At 36.4% G+C, this 15001-nt stretch carries 11 protein-coding genes and 2 riboswitches; of the genes, 10 read left to right on the top strand and 1 reads right to left on the bottom strand.

Translation table 11 applies throughout. The features are described from left to right. Window positions 1–94: 94 nt before the first annotated feature. The 5 genes from AC4GZ8_RS24855 to AC4GZ8_RS24835 all read left to right on the top strand — a co-directional run bounded on the left by AC4GZ8_RS24855 (window position 95) and on the right by AC4GZ8_RS24835 (window position 6081). Entirely contained in the window at window positions 95–1687 is a 1593-nt protein-coding gene (locus AC4GZ8_RS24855; RefSeq protein ID WP_491084568.1) for a sensor histidine kinase, read from the top strand. A gap of 259 nt (window positions 1688–1946) precedes the next feature. Beyond that, window positions 1947–2618 (top strand): response regulator, encoded by a 672-nt coding sequence (locus tag AC4GZ8_RS24850; protein WP_491084567.1) that lies wholly within the window; start codon window positions 1947–1949, stop codon window positions 2616–2618. 372 nt (window positions 2619–2990) lie between these two features. After that, window positions 2991–3962, top strand: coding sequence for a tripartite tricarboxylate transporter substrate binding protein (locus AC4GZ8_RS24845; RefSeq protein WP_491084591.1), 972 nt, complete (start codon window positions 2991–2993; stop codon window positions 3960–3962). Window positions 3963–4111: 149 nt separating this feature from the next. After that, the gene (locus AC4GZ8_RS24840; RefSeq protein ID WP_491084566.1) at window positions 4112–4561 is read left to right on the top strand and encodes a tripartite tricarboxylate transporter TctB family protein; all 450 of its coding nucleotides are present in this window, start codon (window positions 4112–4114) and stop codon (window positions 4559–4561) included. Between the two features lie 17 nt (window positions 4562–4578). Continuing rightward, window positions 4579–6081: a tripartite tricarboxylate transporter permease gene (locus AC4GZ8_RS24835; RefSeq protein WP_491084590.1), complete on the top strand. Its 1503-nt coding sequence runs from the start codon at window positions 4579–4581 to the stop codon at window positions 6079–6081. A 108-nt stretch (window positions 6082–6189) separates the two neighbouring features. Here the strand turns inward: AC4GZ8_RS24835 and AC4GZ8_RS24830 are convergent, their stop codons facing one another. Continuing rightward, window positions 6190–6567 carry a PH domain-containing protein gene (locus tag AC4GZ8_RS24830; protein ID WP_491084565.1) on the bottom strand — a complete coding sequence of 126 codons (378 nt, stop codon included), beginning with the start codon at window positions 6565–6567 and terminating at the stop codon, window positions 6190–6192. Between the two features lie 254 nt (window positions 6568–6821). Between AC4GZ8_RS24830 and AC4GZ8_RS24825 the strand changes: the two genes are divergently transcribed. The 5 genes from AC4GZ8_RS24825 (at window position 6822) to AC4GZ8_RS24805 (ending at window position 14720) form a co-directional block, all read left to right on the top strand. Further along, on the top strand, window positions 6822–7787 hold the full coding sequence (locus AC4GZ8_RS24825) for an AAA family ATPase (RefSeq protein ID WP_491084564.1): 966 nt from the start codon (window positions 6822–6824) through the stop codon (window positions 7785–7787). Next, entirely contained in the window at window positions 7784–8992 is a 1209-nt protein-coding gene (locus AC4GZ8_RS24820) for a DUF58 domain-containing protein (protein WP_491084563.1), read from the top strand. The genes AC4GZ8_RS24825 and AC4GZ8_RS24820 overlap by 4 nt, the downstream gene beginning before the upstream one ends. Before the next feature lie 29 nt (window positions 8993–9021). Further along, window positions 9022–11199 (top strand): transglutaminase TgpA family protein, encoded by a 2178-nt coding sequence (locus AC4GZ8_RS24815; protein ID WP_491084562.1) that lies wholly within the window; start codon window positions 9022–9024, stop codon window positions 11197–11199. 25 nt (window positions 11200–11224) lie between these two features. Further along, a riboswitch (purine riboswitch) is annotated at window positions 11225–11326 on the top strand. A gap of 231 nt (window positions 11327–11557) precedes the next feature. Further along, entirely contained in the window at window positions 11558–13078 is a 1521-nt protein-coding gene (guaA, locus tag AC4GZ8_RS24810; RefSeq protein ID WP_491084589.1) for a glutamine-hydrolyzing GMP synthase, read from the top strand. A gap of 86 nt (window positions 13079–13164) precedes the next feature. Then, a riboswitch (purine riboswitch) is annotated at window positions 13165–13266 on the top strand. Window positions 13267–13397: 131 nt separating this feature from the next. Next, window positions 13398–14720, top strand: coding sequence for an NCS2 family permease (locus AC4GZ8_RS24805; RefSeq protein WP_491084561.1), 1323 nt, complete (start codon window positions 13398–13400; stop codon window positions 14718–14720). Window positions 14721–15001 lie beyond the last annotated feature (281 nt).

Genomic DNA, 15001 nt, shown 5'->3' with positions numbered 1-15001 from the left:
TAGTTTTTTAGATACTATATATTAAATTTTCTGAACATTGGATTATCTTTAAACCACTATAAATTTTTAGATAACACTAATATTGGAGGATGGTATGAAAGGGAGTTTCCAGGTTTCACTTCAAACGAAAATATTAGGATTAGTATTCATTCTTATTTTATTAGTTCTTGGGTCATTAACGGCTATGTTTGTTTACAATGAAACAAAAGAGGATGTAAAACAGTCTGAGGATCTTGCGCTGCAAACGGCGCAAACACTATCATATATGCCAGCGGTTCAGGAGGCGTTTCGTTCAGATCACAACAAGCAAAGGCTAGATTTACTGACTGAAAAGATTTTAGGTCAAGTAGATGCTTCACGTATTTTGGTTGAAGATCGATCGAAGAAGATCATATCTGAGGCATATTCACAAAAAGAGGATATGCATTCAGAGATGAGAGAAACGTATAAAGCTTTAGTGTTTGGAAGTTCTTATGTTATCCACGCAGGTGAGGGCGAGAAAGAGGTTTTAAAAGGTGTTGCTCCAATTATTCTTGATCACGGAGATTTTTCTAAGGTTGAAGGAGCAGTTATCGTCGAATTTAAAATGAGTACTATTCGCGAGCAAATATCTAAAGAGGTAAAAAAGATGATTGCAACATCGAGTGCTTTTCTTTTTATAGGGATTGTAGGAAGTACTTTACTTGCACGGAATATTCGAAAGGATACTCTTGGCTTAGAACCTTTTGAAATTGCTTCACTATACAGAGAAAGAAATGCCATTCTGCAATCTGTAAAGGAAGGTATCGTTGCAATTGATCAAGATGACAGAGTGACAATGATGAATAAATCTGCTCAACATATATTGGATGTACCTGGAGAGATAGAATCCAGAAAAATTAACGAAATGATTTTTTCTGATCAAATTTTGAAGTTAATGAAGTCTGTATCAGATGAAACAAATAAAGAAGTTCAATACAATAATAAAACGATCATCGTGAACACTCAACCAGTTTTAGAGGATGGGAAACGGGTAGGAACAGTTGCTAGTTTTAGAGATAAGACAGAAATGAAAAAGATGGTTGATGCTTTTTCAGAGGTAAAGCAATATTCTGAGGATTTACGGGCACAGGCTCATGAGTTTACAAATAAGCTATATGTTATTTTGGGATTGATTCAACTTAATAAAAGGGAAGAAGCCATTCAATTAATCCAAGAGGAAACAAAAATACAAGAACATCATACAGAACTACTTTTTAACAACATAAAGGATGAAAAGGTACAGGCTATTTTACTTGGCAAAATTGCAAAGGCCTCTGAAAAAAAAATCCAGTTTCAGATCGATAAGGAGAGTTCATTAGGATTCCTTCCTGATACGATTGAACTTTCGCCATTAATCGTAATCTTAGGCAATTTATTAGATAATGCCTTTGAGGCAGTATCCGAAAGCAAACAAAAAAAAGTGTCCTTTTTCGTAACTGATATAGGGAATAATGTTCTTTTTGAAGTTTCAGATAGTGGAAAAGGAATCCCTTATGGAATGGAAGAATCGATTTTTGAAAGGGGTTACTCGCTTAAAGGGAAAGATAGAGGGTATGGATTGGCGAATGTAAAAGAAGAGGTTGAAGGTCTTGGCGGTTCAATAGAAATTACAAATACAGAAGATGGCGGGGCTGTCTTTGCAGTTTTTTTACCTAAGAATGGATGACAATTATTTAGGCTTAGGAATTTTAAAATTCTTGAACTATGGATAAGCGTACGACATCCAGCTCCAGCGCCTAGCCTCAGCTCGCATAGGATGTGCAAATGCAGTCGTGGAAATTAACGTCACGATTTTAGACTGCCTCTAGGGTCTAGCTAATTTAGAATTGAAGGCAAAAACGCCTTCTATACTAAAATCATCTTATTTGCCCTAGGCTAATCAAGGCGCTTGGCTTTTGTTCAGAAAGAAAAAGGGGAGAAACATCATGATAAATGTCATTATTGCTGAAGATGACTTCCGTGTAGCACAAATCCATGAGGCATACTTAGCAGAAGTAGAGCAAATGAATGTAGTTGGAAAGGCAAGTAATGCGAAGGAAACACTTGAATTAATGGATAAGCAAAAGGTGGATTTAATCCTATTAGATGTTTATATGCCTGATAAGTTAGGGACAGATCTACTGAAAATCATTAGAGAAAACTATCCTGAAGTGGATATCATTATGATTACTGCAGCTACAGATAAGACTTTTATAAATAAAGCATTGAATTACGGTGTGGAACATTATTTAGTAAAGCCAATTACAATTGAACGATTTAAGGACACAATGGAGCAATATAAAAAGAAGAAGAAGCTATTTAGCACTGTTACGGAAGTGAATCAAGATCTACTAGATACGTTGTTTGGTAGAGCTGATAAAGAAATGGAAAAACCTTTGCTCCCATCAGGGATTGATTTTGTAACATTAAAAAAGGTCAGAGAAATCATAGCATCCGAAACAGATGGAATCACATCTGAAAAGGTTGGGAAAAAAATGGGGGCTTCCAGAACAACAGCTAGAAGGTATTTAGAATATTTAGTTGGAACAAATGAAGCAACATCTGAACATGTATATGGTATTGTTGGCAGGCCTGAGCGACGCTACTATCCAAAATAGTAGCGTTTATTTTTTTATACAGGAAATTTTAATTGCAGGAACTGTGGTTAAGCGATGTTCAGTTCCGAAGCACAGGACGTGCAAGTGCAGTCTTGAAGATTGATGTCGTGTTTAGGACTGCCAGTGCCTAGCCCCCGAGGTTATAAGCCAATTTGGAATTGAAGGCAAAGTGCTTCGGAGCAGAACAGGGCACTTGCGCTTTTGTGAACAAAATGAACAAAACTAACTTTTATTTCTTTAAAACTCAATATTTTGGAAACGTTTACATGAAAGCAGGGAGAAGATAGGATAAGAATAGATAAATCACTATAACTAAAATATTGCTTTAGTGGATAATAATGAGAAAAAGTTTAAGAGGGGTGTTGTGAGATGATGAAAAAATTAGGGATTCTTTTATTATTAATGGCTATTTTAACAGCATGTTCAAATTCTGCTTCAGGAAATAAGGAATTTCCGAGCAAGAATATTGAGATTGTAGCTCCAGCTTCACCAGGTGGTGGATGGGACTTAACTGCAAGGTCGATTCAACAAGGATTAAAGGATAATAAATTAGTAGATAACAATATTAATGTTATAAATAAGCCGGGCGGTGGCGGCGAGGTTGGTTGGAAATACTTAGAGTCTAAAGATGCTCATTATTTAGCTGTAAACTCTAGTCTACTACTGACAAATAATTTATTAGGCCAAAGTGAGTTAACACATGAACAATTTACACCACTCGCTACACTTGCAACAGAATGGATCTCGATTGCGGTACCAGCAGATTCTGAATTTACATCCGCTACAGAAGTGATGGAAAAACTAAAAGAAGATCCAAAGTCACTTAAGATTGGGGTAGGACCTGCACTTGGAAACAATGACCACCTATCCTTCGTTCAAGCCTTTAGTGAATACGGTGGAGATCCTTCTGAACTTGACTTTTTAGTCTATGAAGGCGGAGGAGATGTTGTAACAGCTTTGTTAGGTAACCATGTGGATGTTATTACAACTGCACTCTCAGAAGTTAAGGATCAACACTTAGCAGGCAAGTTGAAGATTTTAGCCGTTTCTTCTGAAGAAAGAGTGGAAGAACTTGATGATGTAGCAACTTGGAAAGAGCAAGGTGTGGACATGGTTTTTCCTCATTGGAGAGGAATTATGGGACCGCCAAATATGACAGAAGAAGAAATAGCGTATTGGGATGAAAAAATTAGTGAATTGGTTAAAACAGAAGAATGGCAAAAAGTCCTTGAGAATAATGATTGGGATGATTTCTATAAAAATAGTGTCGATACAAAAAGTTTTATAGCTGAACAAGAAGAATCATATACCGAGTTAGTAAATGAATCAGGTCTTGTTAAATAATAGATAGAATGTTGAATGGACTTATATGAAAGGGCCTTCTCTTTAAGAAAGGATGCTGTAAGTTTTACAGTGCTAAACAAAAGCAGATATAAAGAGAAGGCCCCCTTTTATAATCGTTACATTTAAAAAAGTGAAGGGGGCGAATCTTGATGAAAATATTAAAACTAGCTATGCCGATCTTCTTAATCTTGCTTAGCTGCTCCTTTTTAATTGGGTCTTTCAATTTGCCAAAAGCGAATCTAGGGAATCCAAACGGGCCTTTATATTTTCCGATTGGTTTGAGTGTATTACTGTTAATTTTTAGTATCTTGTACTTATTTCAGGAACTTAAAACTTTAGATAAAGAAAACAAGAAAATAAAACAAATGCTTTCGGGGCGAACACCAAAACTAATTGGATTAACGGTTTTATTAGGAGTAGGGTATTCATTGATTTTTGAGCAACTCGGTTTTTTGTTTTCGACAGTGCTTTTTTTAGGTGCCCTCCTATTTGTCGTTAATGGAAAACAAAAATGGAAAGCCAACATTCTTGTAACAATATGTTTTTCGTTTTTGTCCTGGTATGCGTTTAGTGTATTACTAGGTGTTAGTTTACCTTAGGGGGTGATGTGATGGATATGAACAGTTTTCTAGAAGGGCTAATGACTTCATTAGAGCCAATTAATATTATGTGGGTGGTTATAGGTGGTTTCTTAGGTACGATCGTCGGGATGCTGCCAGGCTTAGGTCCTGCAACAGCTGTAGCTGTACTAATACCAATTACATTTGGAATGGAACCGGTAAGTGCGATTATTTTAATGGCTGCTATCTACTATGGAGCAATGTATGGGGGGTCAAGAAGTTCAATCCTGCTAAATACTCCTGGTGATGGTTCTGCGATTGCTGCCACGTTTGATGGGTATCCTATGGCGAAAAAAGGTCAAGCAGGACAGGCGATGGCCATATCAGCAGTAGCTTCATTTATTGGAGGAGTTATGGCTGTAATCGGCTTCATTTTCTTAGCTGAGCCGCTTGCGAACTTTGCTTTAAAGTTTGGACCGGCGGAATATTTTCTATTAATGCTTCTTACTCTTTCTGCTATTGTTTCTCTATCGATTGGAAAAATGGTAAAAGGGTTTCTAGCTATGTCACTGGGCTTATTATTAAGTACTATTGGAATCGATACACAAACTGGTGTCTATCGTTTTACATTAGGTATCCCCCACCTCAGTGAGGGTATTGATTTTCTAATTGTCATCATTGGAGTTTATGCGATTGGGGAAGTTCTATACAATTTCCTTTCAATTGATAAAATGAAAAAAGAAAAGAAAGATGTAGGGAAAATTTGGTTTAGTAAAGAGCAATGGAAGAGATCTAAATGGCCGATCCTAAGAGCAGGGCCATTAGGGTTTATTATTGGTGTGCTGCCTGGAGCTGGTGGTTCGATAGCATCAATGATTAGTTATTCTACTGAAAAGCAAATATCAAAAAAGCCGGAAGAGTTTGGAAAAGGTGCTGTCGAAGGGCTTGCAGCTCCAGAATCAGCGAATAATGCTGCATCTGTTGGTGCTATGATTCCATTATTAACAATGGGTATTCCTGGATCTGGTACAACAGCTGTCATGCTTGGTGCGCTGATCATGCTTGGCATTAAACCGGGGCCGCTTCTTTTTGAAAATGATCCAACTACTATATGGTCATTGATTAATAGTATGTTTATTGGAAACATCGCCTTGGTGATCATTAATATTTTATTAGTAGGGCTACTCGTTAAAATACTCGATACGCCAGCTAAGGTCTTATATCCGATTATTGTGTTACTAGCATTCATTGGAACGTATACATTGAGCTATAGTGCAATTGACTTTTTCCTGCTATTAATCTTTGGATTATTTGGGCTTATGCTTAAGGTATTGGATTTTCCAATCGCTCCACTTGTGTTAGCGTTAATTGTTGGTGCCGATATGGAACAAAATTTCCGAAAAGCAATCTTATCTTCAAATGGAAGTATGGATATTTTCTTCACATCACCGATCTCTATCACATTATTGTTCTTAACGATTATTTCATTATGCTATCCAGCAATCGTGAAATTTTTTCAAAAACGAAATGAGAAAAGAAATATTAATATCAATATGTGATGAGAAAATATTATATCACGATAAAAACGCTTCTCCATGTATCTTATGCATAGAGAGGCGTTTCTATTTGTACGCAAAAATGATCATATAAGAAAAAATCTTACCTATCTAACTACATACAGTTGCTAGTACTTTCTGAATATCGTAAATACTATTATCCTTTTTAAATTGCTTCGAGATAGCGGGAGCTTGAGCGCCTGAAATCCATATTTTTAACTCTGCATCCAAGTCGAAGTGTCCAGCTGTTTCAACACTGAAATGGGAAATGCTTTTAAAAGGAATCGAGTGATATTCCACTTTCTTGCCTGTTAATCCCTGTTTGTCTACTAATAATAAGCGCTTATTCGTAAACACAATTAGATCTCTAACAAGTTTAAAAGCAACATCAATTTCCTCACCAGCAGTTAAAATGGGGTCCAGTTCCTTTGTTACCTCCTCTTTGGTAGCGGTTGAAGCATTACCCAAAAGACCATCTAAAAATCCCATTGCATCCTCTCCTTTTCATATTATAAGCTTACCCTTACAAACTTCTTCAAAGAGCTTCTAATTCCTTTCAGATACGAAGCGAAAGCCGTTTTTTTGTGCTTTGTTTTCAGAGCATGGATAATCATATAATAAAAATTAAGGCAAAGTAGTCTATTTAATTAGAACATATTGTTAAATATGCTAAAGGATTTTGTTAAGTTTCTAAAGAATACTATAATAGAAAATAGATAGAATTTCACCGTAGGAGGAAAATCATGTCTCAAATTGAAGAAATGCATCCAAAACTCGGTCGAGTTATTAAAAATATTGAAAAAGTTATGGTTGGAAAAAGAGATGTTAGTATGCTGAGTCTTGTGGCGATTCTTGCGAATGGACATGTTTTACTAGAAGATGTGCCAGGTGTCGGGAAGACAATGATGGTGCGTGCTCTTGCAAAATCAGTGGGCGCAGAATTTAAAAGAATCCAGTTCACGCCGGATTTACTTCCTTCTGATGTAACGGGGGTATCAATTTATAACCCCAAGGAATTGAAGTTTGAATTTCGAGAAGGCCCTATTTTTGGAAATATTATATTAGCAGACGAAATTAACCGTACTTCACCTAAAACTCAATCAGCACTTCTTGAGGGGATGGAGGAAGGAAGTATCACAGTTGATGGTGTAACAAGAGTGCTTACTAAACCATTTTTTGTCATGGCAACTCAAAACCCTGTAGATTATGAGGGGACATATCCATTGCCGGAGGCACAGTTAGACCGTTTTTTATTTAAGCTTAGAATGGGATACCCAACGAAGGCAGAAGAATTAGAAGTTTTAACATTAGCTGAAAGAGAGAGACCTATTCATAAAATTGATAGTGTGATTACAAAGGAGGAGTTAGTGGAACTGCAAAATGAAATGCAGTTTGTCTATGTTGATGAGACAATAAAGAATTATATTATCGATCTCACCTCGAAATCTAGATTACATCCATCTGTTTACTTAGGTGCTAGTCCACGTGCATCGATAGCTTTAATGAAGGCTGCTCAAGCATATGCGTTTATAATTGGCCGGGATTATATCATCCCTGATGATATTCAATATCTAGCTCCATTCACATTAGCTCATCGAATTATTTTGAGATCTGAAGCAAAATTTGAGGGGAAAACAGCTGATGACATTGTGAAGGAAATCATTACGAAAACTTCAATACCAGTTCAAAGGGCATTGAGTCGTAAATGAATAGATTTTTGAAGAGTTTAAAGGTTGGTTGGAAAGTCGTTTCCCTCTTATTTCTTACATTGGCTGCTTTTAGTTATGCGATGTTTCAAGGTGGTTTTGTAAGCTGGTTTTTATTTTACAGCTTTCTTCCCTTTGCTATTTACTCCTTTTTATTAATGATTTACCCTATCCGTTCTTTCCGTGTTACGAGACGAATAAATCAAGATCAATTTTCGGTCGGACAGCGACTGACCGGTACAATTACAGTTAAGAGATCTTTTCCTTTCCCTTTATTTTATTTACTTGTTGAAGATGAGTTAACTGATAAACTAAAAGGAGTGAAACGATTAGAAGAGCCTAAAAAACTCTTTTTCCCTTGGTTTAAAAAAACGGTGTCATTTCGGTATGAGCTCCTAGAAATACCTCGTGGTGAGCATCATTTTAGAACAATCCGATTAAGAACAGGCGATCTTTTTGGGTTAATTGAAAAAGAAGTCAAAATTGAGGCGCAGAATTATTTCTTAGTGTATCCCTCGACTGTCGATCTTGTCTATCGTTCAAATCAAAAGCAATATGAACAAGGGGCATCATCGACCTTAACTAAATATTGGCAGGATTCAACAATGGCGGTTGGAGTTAGGGAATACCAGCCAGGTGATAAGTTCGCGTGGATTGATTGGAAAGCAACAGCTAGAAGGAATTCAATTATGACAAAAGAGTTCGAACAAATGCAAAGCCATGATGTTGTGATCTTCTTAGATCGAACAGACTCATCGTTATTCGAAACAACTGTTTCCTATGCTGCTTCTCTGGTCCAAGTGATTGCCAAAAGCGGTGCGCGAGTGGGATTCGTGTCAATTGGAAAACAATCGCAAGTATTTCCTTTACATTCTGATGATCAGCATATAAGGAATTTGTTCTACCATTTAGCGATAGTTGATTGTGATAGTCAAACATCTTTTGCCTCTATATTAGAGGAAAATAGATTAAATACAGAGATAAAGCAGGCTGCCAGCATTGTCGTAACCTCAAATCTTAACCTCGATTTGACTAGAAAATTGGAATTTTTGTCTGGACAGCAAAGAATGTTTATTTTATACCTTGTGAAAGGTAAACATGAAAATCTATCAAATGAGGAAAGTGTGTTAGTTGAAAGGTTGGCGCAACGACAAATTCAACTTCATATTGTGAAAAGTCAAAACTATAAAGAGGTGATCAACTCATGAGGGCATCCGATAGTTTTGAGGGGAAATCAGTGGCTTTATTATATTATATCTTCGCATTTATATTGTTATGGGAGTGGCTTAGACCTCTAGGTGTATTTACAGATACGGGGAATACATTTATCTTCGTGTTTTTTATTGGTGTTAGCTTTCTGATGACGTTTTTTCATACGAAATGGTATATTACCTTTCCTGTAAAAATATTTATCATCATGTTTATGCTGCATGGATTGTATTTTGAAGGAGTATTTTTTAACTTTTTATGGGTAAGGGATTTAATTCGGGATATTGGATTTAATTTCTCTCTCATTCCGAGTGCTGATTGGATGGGAATGACATCTAATTTTCGATCATTACTATTCTTTATCTTATTATGGCTCTTAGTGTATTTAATTCATTACTGGATTTTATATCAGAAGAAAATTCTTTTTTTCTTTGTGTTAACTTTAGTTTATATTACGGTATTAGACACTTTTACACCCTATGATGCTACCTACGCTATTGTTAGAGTTGTATTAATTGGATTTTTTATGCTCGGATTGCTTTATTTTGATCGGTTAAAGAAGCTTGAAAATCTTAAAATGAAACGAATTGCTTCTTTACGGTGGATTTTACCTCTTATTGCCTTTATTGTTTCTTCAATGATTCTCGCCATATTAGCACCCAAAGCCTCGCCGCAGTGGCCTGATCCGGTTCCTTATATAACAGCTGTTGGCCAACAAGGTGAAGGAGGAGGAGACACAAAAAGGATTGGATATAGTCCAAATGATGAATCACTGGGAGGGTCGTTTGTCAGTGATGACACCGAGGTTTTTAAACATATATCAACTGATAGGCATTACTGGAGAGTGGAAACCAAGGATGTTTATACAGGTAAGGGTTGGCTGGCTTCTGATCCAGAAGCTGCAAGGGAAGAAATTTCTACTATACAGGATGAGTTAAGCTGGTTTGATGAAAGGGTAGAAACTAGAAGTCTTGAATCTACGATCACCATTAATCAAGATTATCGATATCTACATGTTATTTATCCTCTCGGCTTAACATCTGTTCAAACTGAAGCGGAATTACCTTTATATCTTAACAGGAATACCGAAATGATTTATCCGTTTCAGGAAAATGAAGGATCAAGGGAAGATTTTCTATCCTATGATGTGACATACGATCTCCCGTTATATCCACTAAATGAGATGAAAAAGGGACAAACATTTGAGAGTGTACAAGAAGGATTTATTGAAAGGTATACACAATTACCTGAAACACTACCAGAGCGTGTTCGAGAGCTTGCGATATCTATAACGGAATCTGAAGATAATCAATATGATAAAGCGAAGGCAATTGAAGACTATTTAGGTAGTCCAGAATATACCTATGATAAAGAAGATGTTCCTGTCCCTGAAGGTGAACAAGATTACGTGGATCAGTTTCTGTTTGAGACATTTAAAGGTTATTGTGATAATTTTTCAACCTCGATGATTGTTTTGTTGAGATCTATCGACATTCCGGCAAGGTGGGTTAAAGGCTATACAGAAGGTGAATTTGTATCAACGGTAGAGAATAATCAAAGAGAATATGTTGTAACAAACAATCATGCTCACTCTTGGGTGGAGATTTACTTTGATGGTGTTGGTTGGGTACCATTTGAACCAACTAAGGGTTTTGTTAATCCTTATACATTAACAAATGATTATAGAGATGTGTCTGAGACTGAGGAAACAAAAGAACCTGAGGAAGTCACGGAAGAAGTAGAACCTGAAGAAACTCCAGAAAAACCAGAGGATTCGGAAGTAGAGGACGCTTCAGCATCAACGAATAACCCCGTTTTAAACATGATGGACTTTCGTTTAGGCAGCAAGGGATTGTATGGAATATTAATTGTGCTTGCTTTAACCATTTATGTTGTATATCGAACAAGAATGAAATGGATGCCAAGATTAATGATCTTAAAGTATAGGAATAGAACAGATGACGATGTGTTTTTCCAAGCATATGAATCTCTGCTTAAACAATTTGCACGACGCGGGATTAAAAGACAAGAAGGTCAAACCTTAAGAGAATATGCCCGATACATTGATGAATATTTTCAAATGGTTCATATGACCGCATTAACCAAAAACTATGAAAAAGCGTTGTACAGACAGGATAATGCAAAAGAAGAATGGCGGAAATCTGTTGAATTGTGGGAAAATTTAATTAAAAGGACATCATCTTGACCAATCATATGAGAGATTGATAGAATAGAAAAATTAATAGGACCTTCATATATCCTCGATAATATGGATCGAGAGTCTCTACCGGGTAACCTTAAATCTCCCGACTATGAAGGCAGAATAAGTTCGAAAAGTAACTAGAATTCTGCCTTCTTCAATGATCACACTTTTTTTGGTTGTGATATAAATGGACATCTTGTCCATGATGAAGGTGGATTCTAGTTTTTTTGCTATTTAGACGAAGTGACAGGTGGTATTTCCTGGGTTATGATCCTTTTGTATGGATACTATGGTCTTTTTAGCATACTAATAAATGCATGAAATATACGATGAGGTGACGATGGTGGCAAACATTCATGAAATGGTAGTAGTTTTAGACTTCGGTAGTCAGTACAATCAATTAATCACAAGACGTATCCGTGAATTGGGAGTATACAGCGAGTTACACCCACACACTCTTACAGCAGAAGAAATTAAACAAATGAATCCAAAGGGAGTTATTCTTTCTGGTGGTCCTAATAGTGTGTATGGAGAAAATGCGTTTGACTGTGATGAAGCAATTTTTGACTTAGGTATTCCTGTTCTTGGTATTTGTTACGGAATGCAGCTTATGACACATAAACTTGGTGGGAAAGTAGTTCCTGCTGATCACCGTGAATATGGAAAAGCAACAATTGATGTTCACGGTAAACCAGCTCTTTTTGCAGACCTGCCTGAGCAACAAGTTGTTTGGATGAGCCATGGTGATTTAGTACAAGAAATCCCAGAAGATTTTCATGTAGATGCTACTAGCACTTCATGTCCATTTGCAGCAATGAGTAATGAAGATCGTAAATTTTATGGTGTTCAATTCCACCCGGAAGTTCGTCATTCTGAATTTGGGAATGAACTACTAAAGAATTTTGTCTTTAACGTTTGTGGCTGTGAAGGTAACTGGTCAATGGAGAACTTCATTGAAATGGAAACAGATAAGCTTAAGCAAAAAGTAGGTAACAAAAAGGTTCTTTGTGCATTAAGCGGTGGTGTAGATTCTTCTGTTGTAGCTGTATTAATTCACAAAGCAATTGGTGATCAATTGACATGTATCTTTGTAGACCATGGTCTATTACGTAAAAATGAAGCAGAAAGTGTTATGAAGACATTTAGTGAAGGCTTTAACATGAACGTTATTAAAGTTGATGCAAAGGACCGATTCCTAGATAAATTAAAAGGTGTTTCAGATCCAGAGCAAAAACGTAAAATCATCGGTAATGAATTCATTTATGTTTTTGACGATGAGTCGGCAAAATTAGAAGGAATTGAATTTTTAGCTCAAGGTACTCTTTATACAGATATTATCGAGAGTGGAACTGCAACAGCTCAAACAATTAAATCACACCATAATGTTGGCGGTTTACCAGAGGATATGGAATTCCAACTTATTGAACCATTAAATACATTATTTAAAGATGAGGTTCGTGCTTTAGGTACAGAACTGGGTATTCCTGATGAAATTGTTTGGAGACAGCCATTCCCAGGTCCTGGGTTAGGTATTCGTGTACTTGGTGAAATTACAGAAGAGAAATTAGAGATCGTTCGTGAATCAGACTATATTTTACGTGAAGAAATTAAAAAAGCTGGACTTGATCGTGATATTTGGCAGTACTTTACGGTTTTACCTGATATCCGCAGTGTTGGTGTAATGGGTGATGCAAGAACCTATGATTACACAATTGGGATTAGAGCGGTAACTTCAATTGATGGAATGACGTCTGATTGGGCTAGAATTCCATGGGAAGTATTAGAGGTTATTTCAACAAGAATCGTAAATGAGGTCAAACATATTAACCGTGTTGTTTATGATATTACAAGTAAGCCACCTGCAACGATTGAGTGGGAGTAAAATACGAACGAAGCGAACATTATTTGAAATAATGTTCGCTTTTTTATGTTGACGAATAAGGGAGGTGCTGATAAAATAAACTTAGAATTAAATAAGTCGGAATACGTCGTATAATGTCGAGGATATGGCTCGAAAGTTTCTACCAAGCTACCGTAAATGGCTTGACTACGAGGTATTAATAGCAAGGGTACTATTGTACCTGCCATTAATATTTTATTAGTCAAGCGCTCACGTACAGTTGGGCGCTTTTTATTTTGGATATTAATGGGGAAAATAGTCATGTTTGCTTATAACTAATACTGAGGAGGAATACCTATTTATGAAAAAGTTTTTTCAGTTTGATGAATTAGGTACAAATTATCGACGTGAATTTATTGGTGGATTAACAACGTTCTTATCAATGGCTTATATTTTATTTGTAAACCCTAATACTCTTGCAATGACTTCTATCCCGGATTTGCCTGCTGAAATGAGAATGGATACAGGAGCGATTTTTACAGCTACTGCAATAGCGGCAGCAGTGGGGTCATTGTTAATGGGGCTTATAGCTAAGTATCCAATTGCTTTAGCGCCTGGTATGGGATTAAATGCATTTTTCTCTTTTACAGTTGTACTGACAATGGGTGTCCCTTGGCAAACAGCATTATCAGGTGTTTTAGTGTCAGGGTTGATTTTTATTCTTCTTACTTTATCGGGACTACGTGAAAGAATCATTAATTCGATTCCGGCAGAATTAAAGTTTGCTGTAAGTGCTGGGATCGGTTTATTTATAACGTTTGTTGGTTTTCAAAATGCAGGGATTATCGTGAACAATGATGCTACTCTAGTTGGTTTAGGTGATCTTACTAATCCTCAAACCTTACTTGCGATTTTCGGTATTTTCGTAACAGTGATTTTAATGGTTCGTGGAGTAAAAGGCGGAATCTTTTACGGTATGCTTATTACAGCTATTATAGGAATGCTTACACAACAAATTGCTGTACCAGACAAGGTTGTTGGAGCAATACCTAGTTTAGCACCAACTTTTGGACAGGCATTTATGAATCTTGATCAGATCTTTACAGTGCAAATGCTTGTTGTTATCTTAACGTTCCTATTTGTAGATTTCTTTGATACTGCGGGAACCTTAGTTGGAGTAGCTAACCAAGCTGGTCTAATGAAAGATAATAAATTACCTAGAGCGGGAAAAGCTTTATTTGCTGATTCAGCAGCAACAGTTGTAGGTTCTGTTTTAGGTACATCTACAACAACATCATATGTTGAATCTTCTGCAGGGGTGGCTGCAGGTGCTCGATCAGGCTTTGCATCAGTAGTAACAGCGGCTTTCTTTTTACTAGCTTTATTCTTCTCTCCACTATTAGGAGTTATTACATCTGCGGTAACTGCACCAGCATTAATCATTGTTGGAGCATTAATGGTATCGTCCCTAGGAAAGATTGATTGGGGTCGATTTGAAATTGCTGTACCAGCTTTCTTAACAATTATTACAATGCCATTGGCATACAGTATAGCAACAGGAATCGCAATTGGCTTTATCTTTTATCCGATTACTATGATTATGAAAGGTAAAGCGAAGGATATACATCCTGTTATGTACGGATTGTTTGTTATCTTTATTCTATATTTTATATTCTTAGTCTAATAATAAGGGAGCATTTGCTTCCCTTTTTTTATTTTGAATAAAATTTAGTGTTGACTATAGGTTATATAGTTGATATAGTAGTGAAGGTCATCTGAGAGGTATTGAATTACTTCTGGGTTGATAAATTTTTTTAAAAAACATGTTGACTTATTTATTAGATACATGTTATATTAATAAAGTCGCCTCTGAGAGAACGACTGACAAATGATCTTTGAAAACTAAACAAAACCAAGCGTGCCAACGTTAATTTCGATTAACAAAAACGTACTATATAGTACAAT

This window comes from Metabacillus sp. RB-C-LZQ-3-1, assembly GCF_058315175.1.
Note: the sequence above shows the minus strand (reverse complement) of the source record. Positions and strands in the feature narration are given on the sequence as shown.

Bases quoted from the DNA above. Each gene is read 5' to 3' on its own strand.
- AC4GZ8_RS24855 (WP_491084568.1), top strand. From the start codon at position 95: ATGAAAGGGAGTTTCCAGGTTTCACTTCAAACGAAAATATTAGGATTA.
- AC4GZ8_RS24850 (WP_491084567.1), top strand. From the start codon at position 1,947: ATGATAAATGTCATTATTGCTGAAGATGACTTCCGTGTAGCACAAATC.
- AC4GZ8_RS24845 (WP_491084591.1), top strand. From the start codon at position 2,991: ATGAAAAAATTAGGGATTCTTTTATTATTAATGGCTATTTTAACAGCA.
- AC4GZ8_RS24840 (WP_491084566.1), top strand. From the start codon at position 4,112: ATGAAAATATTAAAACTAGCTATGCCGATCTTCTTAATCTTGCTTAGC.
- AC4GZ8_RS24835 (WP_491084590.1), top strand. From the start codon at position 4,579: ATGAACAGTTTTCTAGAAGGGCTAATGACTTCATTAGAGCCAATTAAT.
- AC4GZ8_RS24830 (WP_491084565.1), bottom strand. From the start codon at position 6,567: ATGGGATTTTTAGATGGTCTTTTGGGTAATGCTTCAACCGCTACCAAA.
- AC4GZ8_RS24825 (WP_491084564.1), top strand. From the start codon at position 6,822: ATGTCTCAAATTGAAGAAATGCATCCAAAACTCGGTCGAGTTATTAAA.
- AC4GZ8_RS24820 (WP_491084563.1), top strand. From the start codon at position 7,784: ATGAATAGATTTTTGAAGAGTTTAAAGGTTGGTTGGAAAGTCGTTTCC.
- guaA (WP_491084589.1), top strand. From the start codon at position 11,558: ATGGTAGTAGTTTTAGACTTCGGTAGTCAGTACAATCAATTAATCACA.
- AC4GZ8_RS24805 (WP_491084561.1), top strand. From the start codon at position 13,398: ATGAAAAAGTTTTTTCAGTTTGATGAATTAGGTACAAATTATCGACGT.